The following is a 14,993-nucleotide window of genomic DNA, read 5'->3' as shown; positions in this document are numbered from 1 at the left end:
GTCGCCGCTGCCGCGCGTCGGTCGCGGCTCAGCCGGCCGCGCCGTATCCGCCGCCGCCCGGCGTTTCGACGACGAACACGTCGCCCGGCGCCATCTGCGCGCGGCCGATATGGTCGAGCGTCTCGACCGTGCCGTCCGCGCGCTCGATCGTATTGCGGCCGAGCGCGCCGGCCGCGCCGCCCGCCGCGCCGAACGGCGCGTGGATCCGGTTGTTCGACAGGATCGACGCGGTCATCGGTTCGAGGAAGCGGATTCGCCGCACCGCGCCGTCGCCGCCGCGCCAGCGCCCGCCGCCGCCCGAGCCGGCGCGGATCCGGTGCGAATCGAGCCGCACCGGGTAGCGCCATTCGAGCACCTCCGGATCGGTGAGCCGCGAGTTCGTCATGTGGGTCTGCACCGCGCCGACGCCCGCGAAGCCGTCGCCCGCGCCGCTGCCGCCCGCGATCGTCTCGTAGTACTGGTAGCGATCGTTGCCGAATGTGAAGTTATTCATCGTCCCCTGGCTCGACGCGACGCAGCCGAGCGCGCCGTACAGCGCGTTGGTGATCGCCGACGACGTCTCGACGTTGCCCGACACGACCGCGGCCGGATACTCGGGGTTCAGCATCGAGCGCGCCGGCACGATCACCGTGAGCGGCTTCAGGCAGCCGGCGTTCAGCGGGATGTCGTCGCCGACCAGCGTGCGGAACACGTACAGCACGGCGGCCATGCACACCGCCTTCGGCGCGTTGAAGTTGTTGTCGAGCTGCGCGGACGTGCCGGTGAAATCGATCTCCGCGCACCGCGCCGTGCGGTCGACGCGGATCGCGACGCGAATCTCCGCGCCGTTGTCGAGCGGGTAGCGGTACGCGCCGTCCTGCAGCGCGCCGATCACGCGCCGCACCGCCTCTTCCGCGTTGTCCTGCACGTGCCCCATGAACGCGAGCACGACGTCGCGGCCGAACTGCGCGACCATCCGGCGCAGTTCGTCGACGCCCTTCTGGTTCGCGGCGACCTGCGCGCGCAGGTCGGCCATGTTCTGCTCGACGTTGCGCGCCGGGTAGCGGCCCGATGCGAGCAGCGCGCGCGTGTCGGCGTCGCGCAGCACGCCGGCCGACACGAGCTGCCAGTTGTCGATCAGCACGCCTTCCTCGTCGATATGCGTCGAATCGGGCGGCATCGAGCCCGGCGTCGTGCCGCCGATGTCCGCATGGTGGCCGCGCGAGCCGACGTAGAACAGCGGCGCGTCCGAGCCGTCCGCGAACACCGGCGTGATGACGGTCACGTCCGGCAGGTGCGTGCCGCCGTGATACGGGTCGTTCAGCATGAACACGTCGCCGTCGTGCATGCGGCCGCGGTTGCGCTCGATCACCGTGCGGATGCTCTCGCCCATCGAGCCGAGATGCACGGGCATGTGCGGCGCGTTCGCGATCAGGTTGCCGTCGCCGTCGAAGATCGCGCACGAGAAGTCGAGCCGCTCCTTGATGTTCACCGAGTACGCGGTGTTCTGCAGCCGCAGCCCCATCTGCTCGGCGATCGACATGAACAGGTTGTTGAAGATCTCGAGCCGCACCGGATCGGCATCGGTGCCGAGCGAGCGGCGCGTCGGCAGCGGCGTCGTGCGCGTCAGCACCAGGTTGCCCTGCGCGGTCATCCGCGCGCGCCAGCCGGGCTCGACGACGGTGGTACCGTTCTTCTCCGCAATGATCGCCGGGCCGTCGATCGCGTCGGCTGCGAGCAGCGTGTCGCGCACATAGAGCGCCGCGTCGTGCCACTGGCCGCCGGAATAGAAGCGCACGGCGGAATCGGCTCGCGGCGCAGCGCCGTCCCCGCGCGGGGCCAGCGGCGCGATGTCCACCGGCGCGTCGGAGCGGCCGATCGCCTCGACCGACGCCAGCTCGGCGACGAGCGGCGTGCCGGGCATCAGGAACGCGTAGCGCTGCCGGTACGCGGCCTCGAACGCCTGCCGCATCGCGTCGACGCTGCCGGCCGGCACGTCGAGCGCCGAATCGGTGCCCTGGTAGCGCAGGTGCACGCGCCGCTCGGTCGCGATCCGCTCCGGCGGTACGCCCTGTTCTAGCAGCGCGCCGACGGCCTCGTCGGCCAGCCGGTCGAGTGCCGCGTTCAGCGCCGGCAGCGATGCATCGGACAGCACGGCCTCGACCGCGCGCTCGCGCATCGCGGTCTGGTCGGCGAGGCCCATCCCGTATGCGGACAGCACGCCCGCGAGCGGATGCGCGAACACCTGCGTCATCCCGAGCGCGTCGGCCACGCCGCACGCGTGCTGGCCGCCCGCGCCGCCGAACGTCGTCAGCACATAGCGCGACACGTCGTGGCCGCGCTGCACGGAGATCTTCTTGATCGCGTTCGCCATGCTGCCGATCGCGATTTCCAGGAAACCCTCGGCGAGCGCCTCCGGCGTTTCGCGCCGCCCCGTCGCCGCATGGATTTCATCGGCAAGCGCTTCGAACTTCGCGACCACGCCGTCGCGGTCGAGCGGCTCGTCCGCGTGCGGGCCGAACACGCGCGGGAAATGATCGGGCTGGATCTTGCCGAGCATCACGTTGCAGTCGGTCACCGTCAGCGGGCCGCCGCGCCGGTACGCCGCCGGCCCCGGGTTCGCGCCGGCCGATTCGGGCCCGACGCGCAGCCGCGCGCCGTCGAAGCCGAGCACCGAGCCGCCGCCCGCGGCGACCGTGTGGATGCTCATCATCGGCGCGCGCATCCGCACGCCGGCCACCTGCGTCTCGAACACGCGCTCGAATTCGCCGTTGTAATGCGACACGTCGGTCGACGTGCCGCCCATGTCGAAGCCGATCACCTGGCCGAAGCCGGCCGCGCGCGCGGCGCGCACCATCCCGACGATGCCGCCCGCCGGGCCCGACAGGATCGCGTCCTTGCCCTGGAACGCATCGGCGCGCGTCAGCCCGCCGCTGCTCTGCATGAACTGCAGGTTCACGCCCGGCATCTCGTGCGCGACCTGCTCGACATAACGACGCAGGATCGGCGACAGGTACGCGTCGACGACGGTCGTATCGCCGCGCGACACCATCTTCATCAGCGGCGACACCTCGTGCGACACCGATACCTGCGTGAAGCCGATGCGGCGCGCGAGCTCCGCGAGCGCGCGTTCATGCGCCGTGTAGCGGTAGCCGTGGATCAGCACGATCGCGAGCGCACGCACGCCGGTGTCGAACACGCGGCGCAACGACGCTTCGGCATCCGGTGCATCGAGCGGTACGACGACGTCGCCGTGCGCGCCGATGCGCTCGTCGATCTCGACGACGGTCTCGTACAGCGCATCGGGCAGCACGATGTCGAGATCGAACAGCCGCGGCCGGTTCTGGTACGCGATGCGCAGCACATCGCGAAAGCCGCGCGTCGTCGCGAGCGCGGTGCGTTCGCCCTTGCGTTCGAGCAGCGCGTTGGTCGCGACCGTCGTGCCCATCTTCACCATGTCGACGCGCTCGGGCGTGATCGGCTCGCCGTCGGCGAGGCCGAGCAGGTGGCGGATGCCGGCCACCGCCGCGTCGCGGTATTGCTCGGGGTTCTCCGACAGCAGCTTGTGCGTGACGAGCGTGCCGTCGGGCCGGCGCGCGACGATGTCGGTGAACGTGCCGCCGCGGTCGATCCAGAATTGCCAGCGCGCGGCGTCAGAGGGAACGGGAGAAAGGTGTCGGTCGGTCATGATGGTCGATGCGTCGTGAAATCGCGGGACGAGCGCCGCCGCACGGCGCGCGTCGCGCGCCGCGTGGTGGTGCCGGTAAAAAGGGGAAAAGGGGTGAAAGAGCCGCGCGGGCCGCTGCCGCTTACGCGGCGTCGAGTTCGCGGCCGCGCGTCTCGGGCAGCGTCAGCGCGGCGACGATCACCACGCCGTACGCGGCAACCGCGAAGATCCCGATGCTCGTGCCGAGGCCGTACTGCTTCGACAGCGCGCCGATCAGGAACGGGAACAGTGCGCCAATCGCGCGGCCCACGTTGTAGCAGAAGCCCTGGCCCGAGCCGCGCACGCGGGTCGGGAACAGTTCGGTGAGGAACGCGCCCATCCCCGAGAAGATGCCCGATGCGAAGAAGCCGAGCGGGAAGCCGAGCCACAGCATCGACGCGTTGGTCAGGTTCAGCGACGTGTACGCGAACGCAATCACCATCGAGCCGACCGCGAACAGGATGAAGTTCGGCTTGCGGCCGAGGCGGTCGGTCAGGTATGCGCTCGTCAGGTAACCGACCCACGAGCCGAAGATGATCATCGCGAGATACCCGCCGGTGCCCATCACCGTCAGGTGCCGCTCGGTCTTCAGGAAGGTCGGCAGCCACGTCGTGATCGCGTAGTAGCCGCCCTGCGCGCCGGTCGTCAGCAGCGCCGCGCGCAGCGTCGTCGTGATCAGCTTCGGCGCGAAGATCTCGGTGATGCGCGGCGCGTCGGCCACCGTCGCCTGCGCGGCCTTCTCCTTCTCGTAGACGTCCGGCTCCTTCACGTATCGGCGGATCGCGACGACCAGCAGCGCGGGCGCCAGCCCGACGAGGAACAGCGCGCGCCAAGCCTGCTCGGCCGGCAGCACCGAGAACAACAGCGCATACAGCAGCGCGCACAGCCCCCAGCCGATCGCCCAGCCCGACTGCACGAGGCCGACCGCCTTGCCGCGATCGCGCGCACGGATCACCTCGCCGATCAGCACCGCGCCGGCCGTCCATTCGCCGCCGAAGCCGAAGCCCATCAGCGCGCGCGCCGCAAGCAACTGGTGATAGTTCTGCGCGAGCCCGCACAGCGCGGTGAACACCGCGAACCACAGCACCGTGAGCTGCAGCGTGCGCACGCGGCCGATCCGGTCGGACAGGATGCCCGCGATCCAGCCGCCGAGCGCCGATGCGAGCAGCGTGATCGTGCCGATGAAGCCGGCATCCGCAAGCGAGATGCCCCAGGTCGCGACGAGCGTCGGGATCACGAACGACAGCATCTGCGTGTCCATCCCGTCGAGCATGTAGCCGACCTTGCAGCTCCAGAAAGCGCGGCGCTCGCGCGGCTGTGCGTCCGCGTACCAAGAGAACAGGCCGCTGCGCTCGTGGCTCGCGGGCTCGGCGGCGGGTGCCGCGAGGGTCTTGCTTTCCATGGTGGTGCTCCTGTCGTTATGCGCCGTCAATTGCGTGTGGTGTGTCGTGTGTCGTGCGTGCGTCGCGCACGTCGCCGCGATGCCGGATCAGAACACGGCCAGCGACGCGTTCGTGATGTCGGTCATCAGCATGTGGCCGGGCGTATGCGCGATCGCGATCGGCAGCTTCGCGTCCATCAGCGCGGTTTGCGGCGTCACGCCGCACGCCCAGAACACCGGCAGTTCGCCGTCGCGGATCGTCACCGCGTCGCCGAATTCGGGTGCATTCAGATCCGCGATGCCCAGTTCCTGCGGGTGGCCGATATGGATCGGCGCGCCGTGCACGCCCGGGAACCGGCTCGTGATCTGCACCGCGCGGATCGCATCGGCGCCGCGCATCGGCCGCATCGACACGACGAGCCGGCCGCCGAAGATGCCTGCGCGCCGGTTCGGAATCGACGTGCGGTACATCGGAACGTTGCGGCCCTCCTCGACGTGGCGCAGCCCGATCCCTTCACGGGCGAGCATGTCCTCGAACGAGAACGAGCAGCCGATCGCGAACACGACGAAATCGTCGCGCCACAGCGCTTCCAGCGACTCGACGCGCTCGGTCAGGCGGCCGTCGCGGTATACGTTGTAGCTCGGCACGTCGGTGCGGATGTCGAGATCCTCGCCGAGCGCGTCGATCCGGAACGCGCCCGGTTCGCCGACGCCGAGCAGCGGGCACGCTTTCGGGTTCGCCTGACAAAAGCGCAGGAAATCGTGCGCGTACGCATCGGGCAGGATCGCGAGATTGGCTTGCGCGAACGGGCCGCAGTGGCCTGCGGTCGGGCCCCGGAACGCGCCGCGGCGCACGGACTGGCGGAATTCGGAAGGCGTCATGAGAGTCGATGGCAGATCGGGATGTGGTCGGGATGACGGTGTTGTGTCATCGGATACGGCGAAGAATAGAAAAGAAAAAATTTTGTCGCCAACGAGTTTTTTTGCGCTGCGCGTATAGAATTTCTTAACGTATCTTCGGGTTTTCCCCGGTCCCGTTCATTTTTTCAGCGGGGCAAGCTGCGCGCCCAATGCCTTGCCGACCGCCATGAACACGCGTTTTCTCGAAACCTTCGTCACGCTCGCGAAGCTCCGCAACTTCCGCACGACGGCCGCCGCGCTGCACGCGACGCCGGCCGCGATCTCGCAGCGCCTGAAGGCGCTCGAGGACGAATTGCATACCGTGCTCGTCGACCGCGACAGCCGCGAATTCCGGCTCACGCCGAACGGCGAGTACCTGCTCGGCTATGCGAAAGCCGTGGTCGAGGCGACGCAGGAGCTGCAGGCCGCCGCGTCCGGCGAGAGCGCGCTGCGCGGCAAGCTGCGCCTCGGCGTGATCGAGACCGTCGTGCATAGCTGGCTGCCGCACTATATGCGCCGCCTCGCGGCCGACTATCCGCAGCTCGAGATCGACCTGACCGTCGACGTCAGCGTCGTGCTGCAGCGCCGGCTGATGGCCGGCGAGCTCGACCTGATCATCCGCGTCGAGGGCAGCGACGAGGCGTCGGTCGTCTGCGACGCGCTCGCGAACTATCCGGTGCGCTGGATCGCGCGCGCGGGGCTGCTGCCGAACACGCGCACGGGCCTTGCGCGGCAGGTGCTGCGCCAGCCGATCCTGACCTACGGGCGCGGCACCGCGCCCCACCGCGCGCTCGAGGACATCGTCCGTACGCTCGCGCATGCGCATGGCGTGCCGCTGTCGGACACGCGCATTACCGGCTCGCCGTCGATCTCGGTGATCGTGCAGCTCGTGCGCGACGGCTTCGGCGTCGCCGCGATTCCGGTGCTGTTCGTGGATGCGCTGATCGAGAGTGGTGAGGTTGTCGAGCTGCCGCTGCAACCGTCGCCGCCGTCGATCGTCGTGTCGATGTCGCGGCGCGCGGATGCGCCGCGGTTCGTGCACGGCGCGTCGATTGCCGCGCGGGCTGCGTGTCATGAATACTGCGAGAAGAGTACGCGGCGGTTGGTTGAGGCGCTTTGAGGCGGTGCGGGCCGGCACGGCCGGTCGCCGCAAGGTCATCGACGCGCAGGCGTCGATCCGGAACGCAATGTTCCCGATCCGGAAGCGCGCGGCGCAAGCTGCGCCGAAAGACGGCGAAACGCAACGTACCGACTGAACGTGGGCCGCGGCAACGTTCGAAGGCATGGCCGCCGAACCTGGCGATCGCGCCTCCTTTGTGGACAGACTGACGACGCGAAGCCCCGCCGTCTCGGCCATGCTTGATGAAGAATTGATTGCACGCGATGCCGCGGAAGCCCGCATGCGCATACGGGAGGCCGCGCGCGGCCTCCCGTTATTTATCCGTAATACGAAAGAAATGAATCAGACAGCCGGTCACGCGGATTGCCCCGCATGCGGCTGCGTCAGCTTGCCGTCGCCGTACTCGCGGAGCACCTTCGAGATCACGACGCGATAGCCGTCGAGCCAGCGCGCCTGCTTCGCCTTCGCTTCGAGATGCGCCGGATGCTGCATCAATTGCTGCAGCGCCGCCTCCGATTCCCAGTAGTAGACGTTCTGGATCAGCCCCGCTTCGGCGCTCTCCCACGTCTCCTCGCCGAGATAGCCGGGCGTCGCGCGCGCCATGTCGGCGATCTGCCGGTCGAGCCGGTGGAATTCGTCATCGTATTGCCCGGCACGAAAAATGAAGGTCGACGCGTACATGCCCGCTCCGTCGGAATCGATTGAAAGAGCGCCAAGTGTAAGGCACGCGACGGATCGTCAGCGCGCCGACGAAGCGGTGCCGATGCCGGAACAGTTCGCGCAGCGACAGCGTCGGCGCGCTGTTGCAGCAGCGTCCGCATGCATTGCACGCGAGCAGATACGTGTCTACCACGGCCGCCGAACCGAATCCTGATAGCGCGTGAGGATGAAGCGCGAGACGTTGTCCGAGTGATACGCGGCAACGAGTTGCGCGACCCACGGTTTCGCGCGATCGGCGTTGCGCACCGTCAGCACGTTCGCGTACGGCGAACGCGCATCTTCGAGGCTGATGCTGTCGCGTGCGGGTTGCAGCCCGACGCGTGCGGCATCGTCGCTGTCGATTGCAACGAACGCAGCCGTGTCGAGCGCGGCGTAAAGGCGATCGCGGCGCAGCGCGACGAGTTTCAGACCGAGCCGGTTACCCGTCACGTCGCGCAGCGTCGCATGCAGGCCGGCCTGCTCGCGCAGCGTCACCAGCGTGTCGTTCTGCAGCAGCACGAGCGCGCGCGCCATCCCGCGCGGATCGGCGGGAATCGCGACCGTCGCGCCGGGCGGCAATTCGTTCAGGTTTTTCAGCTTGCGCGAATAAAGCGCCATCGGCAGCGTGACGGTCGGCGCGACTTCGGTCAGCGCGTAGCGTTTCCGCGCGCGTGTTGCAGCAAGCTGTTGCGCATCCTCGAAGCTGGCCGCGTCGATCCGGCCGTCGGCAAGCGCCGCATCGATGCGCGACGCATCGTCGAATTCGACGACGTCGACGCCCAACCCTCGTGCAGCGGCGACCCGCTTCACTTCGTCCAGGATCTGCGCATGCACGCCGCGCGTCACGCCGACGCGCACCGCCGGTGCCGCCGTTTCGGCCGCGACGGCCGATCCTTGATGCACGAGACCGCACGCGGCCAGCAGCCATACGGAGACGGATCGCACGATAGCCTTCCTCATGACGCATCCCTCAGGATCGTGCGAAAGCCGATGTGCGAGGCGCCGAGATCGGCTTCCTGCTGTTCGCGCGACGACGCGCGATAGCGCACGCAGTAATCGCGCGAACACAGGAACGAACCACCCTTGATGACCGTCGGCGTATCGTGCCGGCGCGTCGACGGCGCGACGGCCGACGTGTCGCCGTTGGTGTGCGGCTGATGCGGGCCCGTATATGCGTCCTTCGTCCATTCCCATGCGTTGCCGATCATGTCGTAGAGGCGGAAGCCGTTCGCCGCATAACAGCCGACGGGCGCGAGGCCCGCGTGACCGTCCTCGGCCGTATCGAGCACCGGGAACGCGCCCTGCCAGTAGTTCGCGGCCGGCTTGCCCTGCGCATCGCGCGGCGCCGCGTCGAGCGACGCGTCGTCGCGGCCGGCCTTGCCCGCGTATTCCCATTCGGCCTCGGTCGGCAGATCGCGGCCGAGCCAGCGCGCATACGCGAGCGCATCGCGCTGCGTGACGAGCGTGACGGGCAGGTTGCCGAGCCCGTCGACGCCGCTGCCGGGCCCGCGCGGATGACGCCACGACGCACCCTTCACCCACGACCACCATGCGAGGTCGCGCGCATTCATCTCATCGCGCGTCGGCACATGGAACACCGCCGCGCCGCCCTGCTGCTCGGCCTCGGTCACGTACCCGGTCGCCTGCACGAAGGCGGCGAACTGCGCGATCGTCACGTCGGTCTGGTCGATCCAGAAGCCGCCGACGCGCGTGCGGCCATCGCCGACCGGGCGCTCGTCCGCATAACCGCGCGTGCTGCCGAACACGAACGCGCCGCCGCGCAGATGCACCATCCCGGCCTTCGGGTCGTCGCGCCACTTGGCCGGCAGCCCCGAATAGCGCTCGCACTGCCGCTCCGAGCCGAGCGGCGCGAGCGTGCGGCCGCGATTCGCATCGTCAAATGCGCCGCCCGCCGGCGCCGCAGGATTCGAATAGCCCACCGCGAACGCGGCGGCGAACAGCGTGGCAGCGAGCGCCGCGCCGATCGTCCAGAACCGGAACCGCATCGTGTCGTCCTTTCAAGAAAACGCCTGCCCGCTCCAGGTTTTCCGCCCCGAAGGGAGTCCCCGTGAGGGGCCTGGAGCGAAGAGACAGGTCTGGGGGCGCTCAGTAATAACCGCGCGGACGCAACGGCTCGACGCCGCCGACGTTGCTCATGTAGGTCTTCCACTGGTCGACGAGCGTGCCGATCACCGACGGGTTCTGCGCCGACACGTCGGTCGTCTCGCCGCGATCCGATGCGAGGTCGTACAGCTGCCAGTGACCATCGAGCGGCCCGAGCGGCGGCTCGGTCCAAAGCGCCTTCCAGCGGCCGTCGGCGCTGCGCAGGTACGCGCGGCCGTACGCTTCGTCGCCGAACGGCACCGTATGCACCTCGCCCGTCGCCGAGCCGGTGAGCACCGGCAGCAGCGACTGGCCCGTGACCGGATACACGTAGCGGTTGTTGTAGATCACCTTGCCCTTGTTCTGGTCGACGCCCGTCAGCGTGTTGACGAGCGGCGGCGCCGGCTGCGACGGCGGCGTGACGCCCGCGATCGCGAGGAAAGTCGCCGTGTTGTCGGTCACGTGCGTGAACGCGCGCAGCGTCGGCAACTGCTGCGACTGGCCGGGCAGGCGCACGATCGTCGGCGTCGATACGCCGCCTTCGGCCGAATAGCCCTTCGTGAGCCGGAACGGCGACGCGCTCACTTCGGCCCAGCGCAGCCCGTACTGCAGGCGCTGCGCGTTCTGCTTGCCGTTGTCGGTGCCGAGCGCCGAATAGGTCGGCTCCTGCGCGTTCGCGGTGTCGGTCGCCGTCGGGTCCGCGCCGGAATCGATCGGCCAGCCTTCCGCGCCGTTGTCCGACTGGAACATGATGAACGTGTTGTCGTATTCGCCGATGTCCTTCAGGTGCTGGATCAGCAGGCCGATGTTGTAGTCGAGGTTCTCGACCATCCCGGCATAGATCTCCATGTAGCGTGCCTGCGCACGGCGCTCGGCCGGCGACAGGCTCGACCACAGCTTGTCGACCTTGCCGGTGCCGTAGTCGCTGTAGCCGTCCGCGGCCGAATGCACCGCGCTGATGTATTTCGCGCTCGCAGTGCCGTTGTTCGCGGTCGCGGGCGACGCCGCCGTCGTTTCGGGCAGGCCGTCGAACGGCTTGAAGTCGGCGGGAATCAGGCCGAGCGCTTTCTGCCGTGCGATCCGCGCGTTGCGGATCGCGTCGTAGCCGGCGTCATAGACGCCCGCGTACTTGTGCAGCCACGGTTCGGGCACCTGGAGCGGCCAGTGCGGCGACGTGTACGCCGCGTACGCGAAGAACGGCTTGCCGTCGCGCTGGTTCGAATCGATGTACGAGATCAGCTTCTGCGTATAGAAATCGGTCGAATAGAACACGGCCGGGCTGCCGCCCGCACCGCCCGGCTGCCCGGGCTGGCCAGGCTGCACGTAGCGGCCGTCCTCCGTGTAGTTCGACGAGCCGGCCGGCTCGTGCGCAAAGTGGTTGGTCGCCGCACCGCCGAGCAGCACGTAGCTGCGCTCGAAGCCCCACTGGTCGGGCGTCTGCCCGCTGCCCGTCGCACTGCCGACGATCCCCGAGCCGATGTGCCACTTGCCCGCGATATACGTGTGGTAGCCGGCGTCTTTCAGCAGTTGTGCGAACGACAGCGCGCGGTCGTTCAGGTAGCCCTCGTAGCCGGGCAGCCCGCGCCGCTCGTCGGTCGGCACACCCATCGTGCCTTCGCCGACGAGATGGTGATCGGTGCCGGACACCAGCATCGCACGCGTGATCGCGCAGACGGTTCCGGTGTGATGGTTCGACAGAATGCGGCCCGATGCGACGAGCGCGTCGAGGTTCGGCGTGTTGATCTCGCCGCCGAATGCATGGATGTCGGAATAGCCGAGATCGTCGGCCATGATGTACAGGATGTTCGGGCGCTTTGCGGCCTGCGGCGGTGTCGTGCCGGCCTGCGGAGGCGGCGAATCGCTGTCGACGCCGCCGCACGATGCGAGCGACAACGCGCCGGCGATCGCGGCGCAGACGACACGGAAACGGAAAGCATGCAACGGCGACGCGGACTTTTTCATTATCGTGAGCGCTCGATCTACGGGATCGGCGATCTTAGCGTCGCGCGCGCGGCGCCCAAAGTCGGATTCGTCACATGCTAACGGGGTGCGGGAATATGCGATGCCGGCCCGATGCGGGCCGTTTGGCGCGGCCCGCGCCGCGATGCGTCAGCTCCGCCCGCCGAGGCTGCCGCCGCCGTCCACGGCCAGCACCTGCCCCGTGACGAAACCGGCTTCGTCGGACAGGAAGAACGCGATCGCGGCCGCCACGTCGTCGGGCGTGCCGAGCCGACGCGCGGGAATCGTCGCGAGCACCTTGCGTTCGGCTTCGCTGCCGACCGGCCGCGTCTGCCGGAACAGTTCGGTCTCGATCGGGCCTGGCGCGACCGCGTTGACGGTCACGCCATGCTCGGCCAGTTCGAGCGCCCACGTGCGCGTGCAGCCGACGAGTGCACTCTTCGCGGCCGAATACGCGGTGCGATCGAGGCTGCCGAAAATCGCGCGGCTGCAGATGTTGACGATGCGCCCGCGACCGCGCGCCTTCATCGCGTCCGCAAAGTGCTGCGTGACCTGGATCGCGGCCCGCACGTTGAGATCGAACACGGCCTGCAGCGACCGGAAATCGATCTTCCCGAGCGGCTGCGGCAACGCGATGCCGGCGTTGTTGACGATACCGTCGACGTCGTATTGCTCGCCGATGCGCGCGAGGGTTGCCGCCGTCTGTTCGATGTCGGCGAGATCGCATGCGAGCAATTCGCCGGGGAAGTCTATGTCCTGCGTATTCCGCGCGAGACCGATGACGCGATGGCCGCGCTGCGCCAGAAACGTGCTGACCGCGAAGCCGATGCCGCGCGACGCGCCGGTGACGAGATAGGTGCGAAATGACATGTTCGTGCCTTGGTGGAAGGAAGCGAAGAAGTCGCGATGCGTACGCAGCCACGCGGCGCATGCGCGTTCCGGACGATTGTGCATCGTGCCGGAAAAACGCGTACTGTCGCCGGCACCCGCATCGTTCAGCCGCTCCGCCCGAATGCGGTGCGCGCTTGTGCGGCGCGCCTGCTCGCCTCAGTCATCCGACGCCAGCATCCCCGGAATCTCGTCGACCAACGCATCGATGACGACACGCACCTTCGACGGCACGTGGCGCGACGACGGCCGCACCGCGAACACCTCGGCGCCCGACACGCTGTTGCTGTCCATCACGAGCGCGAGGCGGCCGTCGCGCAGGTAAGGCGCCATCAACCAGCACGGCAGCCACGCGAGGCCCGCGCCGGCAGCGGCCGCATCGGCGATCGCCTGCAGATCGTCGAACCGCAGGCGGCCGGCCGCGCGATGGTCGTGCACCGCGCCGTCCGCGCCGATGATCCGCCACGGCGCGGGCTGCCCGCCGCGCGCATACACGATGCCGACGTGCGACGCGAGTTCGTTGGGCCCCGTCGGCCAGCCATGCCGTTCGAGATACGCGGGTGATGCGCAAATGCCCATGCGCTGCACGCCGAGCCGCCGCCCGACGAGCGTGCTCGTATCCGCGAGCTCGCCGATGCGCACCGCGATGTCGAAACCGTCGTTGATCAGGTCGGCCACGCGATCGCTGAACGACACGTCGATTTCGAGCCGCGGGTGACGCTCGACGAGGCGCCGCACGACGGGCGCCACGCATTGCCGCCCGAACAGCACGGGCACGCTGATGCGCAGCCGCCCCGACGGCTCGCGGCGGCCCGCGTCGAGCGCGGCCTCCGTATCGCCGAGTTCGGCCAGCAGCCGCCGGCACTGCTCGTAATAGACGAGCCCTTCGTCGGTCAGGCTGAGCTGGCGCGTCGTGCGTTGCAGGAGCCGCGCGCCGAGACGGCGTTCGAGCCGCGCGACCACCTTCGCGACGGCCGAACGCGTGACGCCGAGGCGCAGCGCCGCCGCCGCGAAGCTGCCCGACTCCACGACGTCGACAAATTCGGCGACGCCTCTCAGCCGCTCGTCCATGCGATTCCGCTCCGGTTGGAAAACAGGTTTGTGTCCGTGAAGGCGACAGTCGTTGGCCGAAATCTCGCCAATGCGTCCCCGTGCGCGCCACTATGATAAGCCGGTCTATCTCAAAAAGGAGTCGACATGCACGCATGGCAAGTCAAACCCGGCGACGGCATTGCCGGGCTCCGGCGCATCGACGCGACACGCCGGCCGGTCGGGCCGACCGACGTCGTCGTGAAGATTCATTCGGCCGCACTGAACTACCGCGACCTGATGTTCGCGCGCGGCGACTATCTCGGCATCGGCAAAGACGCGCTGATTCCTGTCGCCGACGGCGCCGGCGAAGTCGTCGAGACCGGCCGCGACGTCACGCGCTTCAAGCCGGGTGATCGCGTGATCAACACGTACTTCCCGCGCTGGATCGACGGGCCGCCCACGCCGCAGAAAGTCTCGGGCTCACCCGGTGCGCAATTCGACGGCGTGCTGGCCGAACACTTCGTGTCCGACGAAGCGGCGCTGGTCACGATCCCCGCGCATCTCGACTACGACGAAGCGGCGACGCTGTCGTGCGCGGGCATCACAGCCTGGAACGCGCTGTTCGCCGACGGCGGCGCGGGGCCGGGCTCGACCGTCGTGCTGCTCGGCACGGGCGGCGTATCGATCGTCGCGCTGCAGCTCGCGCACGCGGCGGGGTTGCGCACGATCGTCACGTCGTCGAGCGACGCGAAGCTCGACCGCGCCCGCGCACTCGGTGCGGACGCCACGATCAACTATCGCGCGACGCCCGAGTGGGAGCACGAAGTGCTGCGGCTCACCGGCGGCGCGGGCGCGGATCTCGTCCTGGAAGTCGGCGGACACGACACGCTGCCGCGCTCGGTCGCCGCGACGAAGCTGGGCGGCATCGTGTCGGTGATCGGCGGCGTCAGCGGGTTCGGCGGCCCCGAACTCGGGCTGCTGTCGCTGATCGGCGGCATTCGGCAATTGCACGGGATCATGGTCGGCAGCCGCGCGATGCTCGACGACGTCGTGCGGCTCGTCGATGCGAAACAGATCAAGCCGGTGGTCGATCGCGTGTTCGGCTTCGACGAAGCGCCGCAAGCGTATGCGTACCTGCAGTCGGGGCAGCATTTCGGCAAGGTCGTGATTCGCGTCGCTTCGTGATGGATGAAGGCGGTTAGCCGCCGCCTTCTTTCCGGCAGGTT

Annotated in this window: 11 protein-coding genes and 1 pseudogene; 2 read left to right on the top strand and 10 right to left on the bottom strand. The window is 68.8% G+C overall.

Going from position 1 to position 14,993, the window contains the following annotated elements; genetic code table 11:
- Window positions 1-28: 28 nt before the first annotated feature.
- The 3 genes from OEJ37_RS07270 to OEJ37_RS07260 all read right to left on the bottom strand — a co-directional run bounded on the left by OEJ37_RS07270 (window position 29) and on the right by OEJ37_RS07260 (window position 5,948).
- On the bottom strand, window positions 29-3,667 hold the full coding sequence (locus OEJ37_RS07270; protein WP_263343749.1) for a hydantoinase B/oxoprolinase family protein: 3,639 nt from the start codon (window positions 3,665-3,667) through the stop codon (window positions 29-31).
- A 121-nt stretch (window positions 3,668-3,788) separates the two neighbouring features.
- On the bottom strand, window positions 3,789-5,087 hold the full coding sequence (locus tag OEJ37_RS07265) for an MFS transporter (RefSeq protein ID WP_174420317.1): 1,299 nt from the start codon (window positions 5,085-5,087) through the stop codon (window positions 3,789-3,791).
- Between the two features lie 87 nt (window positions 5,088-5,174).
- Window positions 5,175-5,948, bottom strand: a complete 774-nt coding sequence (locus OEJ37_RS07260; protein WP_174420318.1) for a putative hydro-lyase — start codon at window positions 5,946-5,948, stop codon at window positions 5,175-5,177.
- A gap of 205 nt (window positions 5,949-6,153) precedes the next feature.
- Here OEJ37_RS07260 and OEJ37_RS07255 point away from each other — a divergent pair, with 205 nt between their 5' ends.
- Window positions 6,154-7,086: a LysR family transcriptional regulator gene (locus tag OEJ37_RS07255; RefSeq protein ID WP_263343747.1), complete on the top strand. Its 933-nt coding sequence runs from the start codon at window positions 6,154-6,156 to the stop codon at window positions 7,084-7,086.
- Window positions 7,087-7,440: 354 nt separating this feature from the next.
- Here OEJ37_RS07255 and OEJ37_RS07250 read toward each other — a convergent pair whose 3' ends face one another.
- From OEJ37_RS07250 to OEJ37_RS07220, 7 genes and pseudogenes are all read right to left on the bottom strand, one after another.
- Window positions 7,441-7,767 carry an antibiotic biosynthesis monooxygenase family protein gene (locus tag OEJ37_RS07250; protein ID WP_174420319.1) on the bottom strand — a complete coding sequence of 109 codons (327 nt, stop codon included), beginning with the start codon at window positions 7,765-7,767 and terminating at the stop codon, window positions 7,441-7,443.
- A 40-nt stretch (window positions 7,768-7,807) separates the two neighbouring features.
- A pseudogene (locus OEJ37_RS07245) lies at window positions 7,808-8,026 on the bottom strand (flagellin N-methylase); the annotation flags it as partial.
- Complete coding sequence (locus OEJ37_RS07240; protein ID WP_263343745.1) at window positions 7,933-8,745, bottom strand: MetQ/NlpA family lipoprotein; 813 nt, start codon at window positions 8,743-8,745, stop codon at window positions 7,933-7,935. The gene OEJ37_RS07240 and the pseudogene OEJ37_RS07245, both read right to left, overlap by 94 nt.
- Window positions 8,742-9,791 carry a formylglycine-generating enzyme family protein gene (locus OEJ37_RS07235; protein WP_263343743.1) on the bottom strand — a complete coding sequence of 350 codons (1,050 nt, stop codon included), beginning with the start codon at window positions 9,789-9,791 and terminating at the stop codon, window positions 8,742-8,744. Before OEJ37_RS07235 ends, OEJ37_RS07240 begins: the two co-directional genes overlap by 4 nt.
- 100 nt (window positions 9,792-9,891) lie before the next feature.
- Complete coding sequence (locus OEJ37_RS07230) at window positions 9,892-11,850, bottom strand: arylsulfatase (RefSeq protein ID WP_263343742.1); 1,959 nt, start codon at window positions 11,848-11,850, stop codon at window positions 9,892-9,894.
- 147 nt (window positions 11,851-11,997) lie between these two features.
- The gene (locus tag OEJ37_RS07225; protein WP_263343741.1) at window positions 11,998-12,717 is read right to left on the bottom strand and encodes an SDR family oxidoreductase; all 720 of its coding nucleotides are present in this window, start codon (window positions 12,715-12,717) and stop codon (window positions 11,998-12,000) included.
- Between the two features lie 177 nt (window positions 12,718-12,894).
- Window positions 12,895-13,806, bottom strand: a complete 912-nt coding sequence (locus OEJ37_RS07220) for a LysR substrate-binding domain-containing protein (RefSeq protein WP_263343740.1) — start codon at window positions 13,804-13,806, stop codon at window positions 12,895-12,897.
- 126 nt (window positions 13,807-13,932) lie between these two features.
- Between OEJ37_RS07220 and OEJ37_RS07215 the strand changes: the two genes are divergently transcribed.
- On the top strand, window positions 13,933-14,952 hold the full coding sequence (locus OEJ37_RS07215; protein WP_263343739.1) for a zinc-dependent alcohol dehydrogenase family protein: 1,020 nt from the start codon (window positions 13,933-13,935) through the stop codon (window positions 14,950-14,952).
- Window positions 14,953-14,993: the final 41 nt, after the last annotated feature.

This window comes from Burkholderia sp. BKH01 (assembly GCF_025685725.1).
GTDB classification, from domain to species: Bacteria; Pseudomonadota; Gammaproteobacteria; order Burkholderiales; family Burkholderiaceae; genus Burkholderia; species Burkholderia pyrrocinia_C.
Note: the sequence above shows the minus strand (reverse complement) of the source record. Positions and strands in the feature narration are given on the sequence as shown.

Bases quoted from the DNA above. Each gene is read 5' to 3' on its own strand.
- OEJ37_RS07270 (WP_263343749.1), bottom strand. From the start codon at position 3,667: ATGACCGACCGACACCTTTCTCCCGTTCCCTCTGACGCCGCGCGCTGG.
- OEJ37_RS07265 (WP_174420317.1), bottom strand. From the start codon at position 5,087: ATGGAAAGCAAGACCCTCGCGGCACCCGCCGCCGAGCCCGCGAGCCAC.
- OEJ37_RS07260 (WP_174420318.1), bottom strand. From the start codon at position 5,948: ATGACGCCTTCCGAATTCCGCCAGTCCGTGCGCCGCGGCGCGTTCCGG.
- OEJ37_RS07255 (WP_263343747.1), top strand. From the start codon at position 6,154: ATGAACACGCGTTTTCTCGAAACCTTCGTCACGCTCGCGAAGCTCCGC.
- OEJ37_RS07250 (WP_174420319.1), bottom strand. From the start codon at position 7,767: ATGTACGCGTCGACCTTCATTTTTCGTGCCGGGCAATACGATGACGAA.
- OEJ37_RS07240 (WP_263343745.1), bottom strand. From the start codon at position 8,745: ATGAGGAAGGCTATCGTGCGATCCGTCTCCGTATGGCTGCTGGCCGCG.
- OEJ37_RS07235 (WP_263343743.1), bottom strand. From the start codon at position 9,791: ATGCGGTTCCGGTTCTGGACGATCGGCGCGGCGCTCGCTGCCACGCTG.
- OEJ37_RS07230 (WP_263343742.1), bottom strand. From the start codon at position 11,850: ATGAAAAAGTCCGCGTCGCCGTTGCATGCTTTCCGTTTCCGTGTCGTC.
- OEJ37_RS07225 (WP_263343741.1), bottom strand. From the start codon at position 12,717: ATGTCATTTCGCACCTATCTCGTCACCGGCGCGTCGCGCGGCATCGGC.
- OEJ37_RS07220 (WP_263343740.1), bottom strand. From the start codon at position 13,806: ATGGACGAGCGGCTGAGAGGCGTCGCCGAATTTGTCGACGTCGTGGAG.
- OEJ37_RS07215 (WP_263343739.1), top strand. From the start codon at position 13,933: ATGCACGCATGGCAAGTCAAACCCGGCGACGGCATTGCCGGGCTCCGG.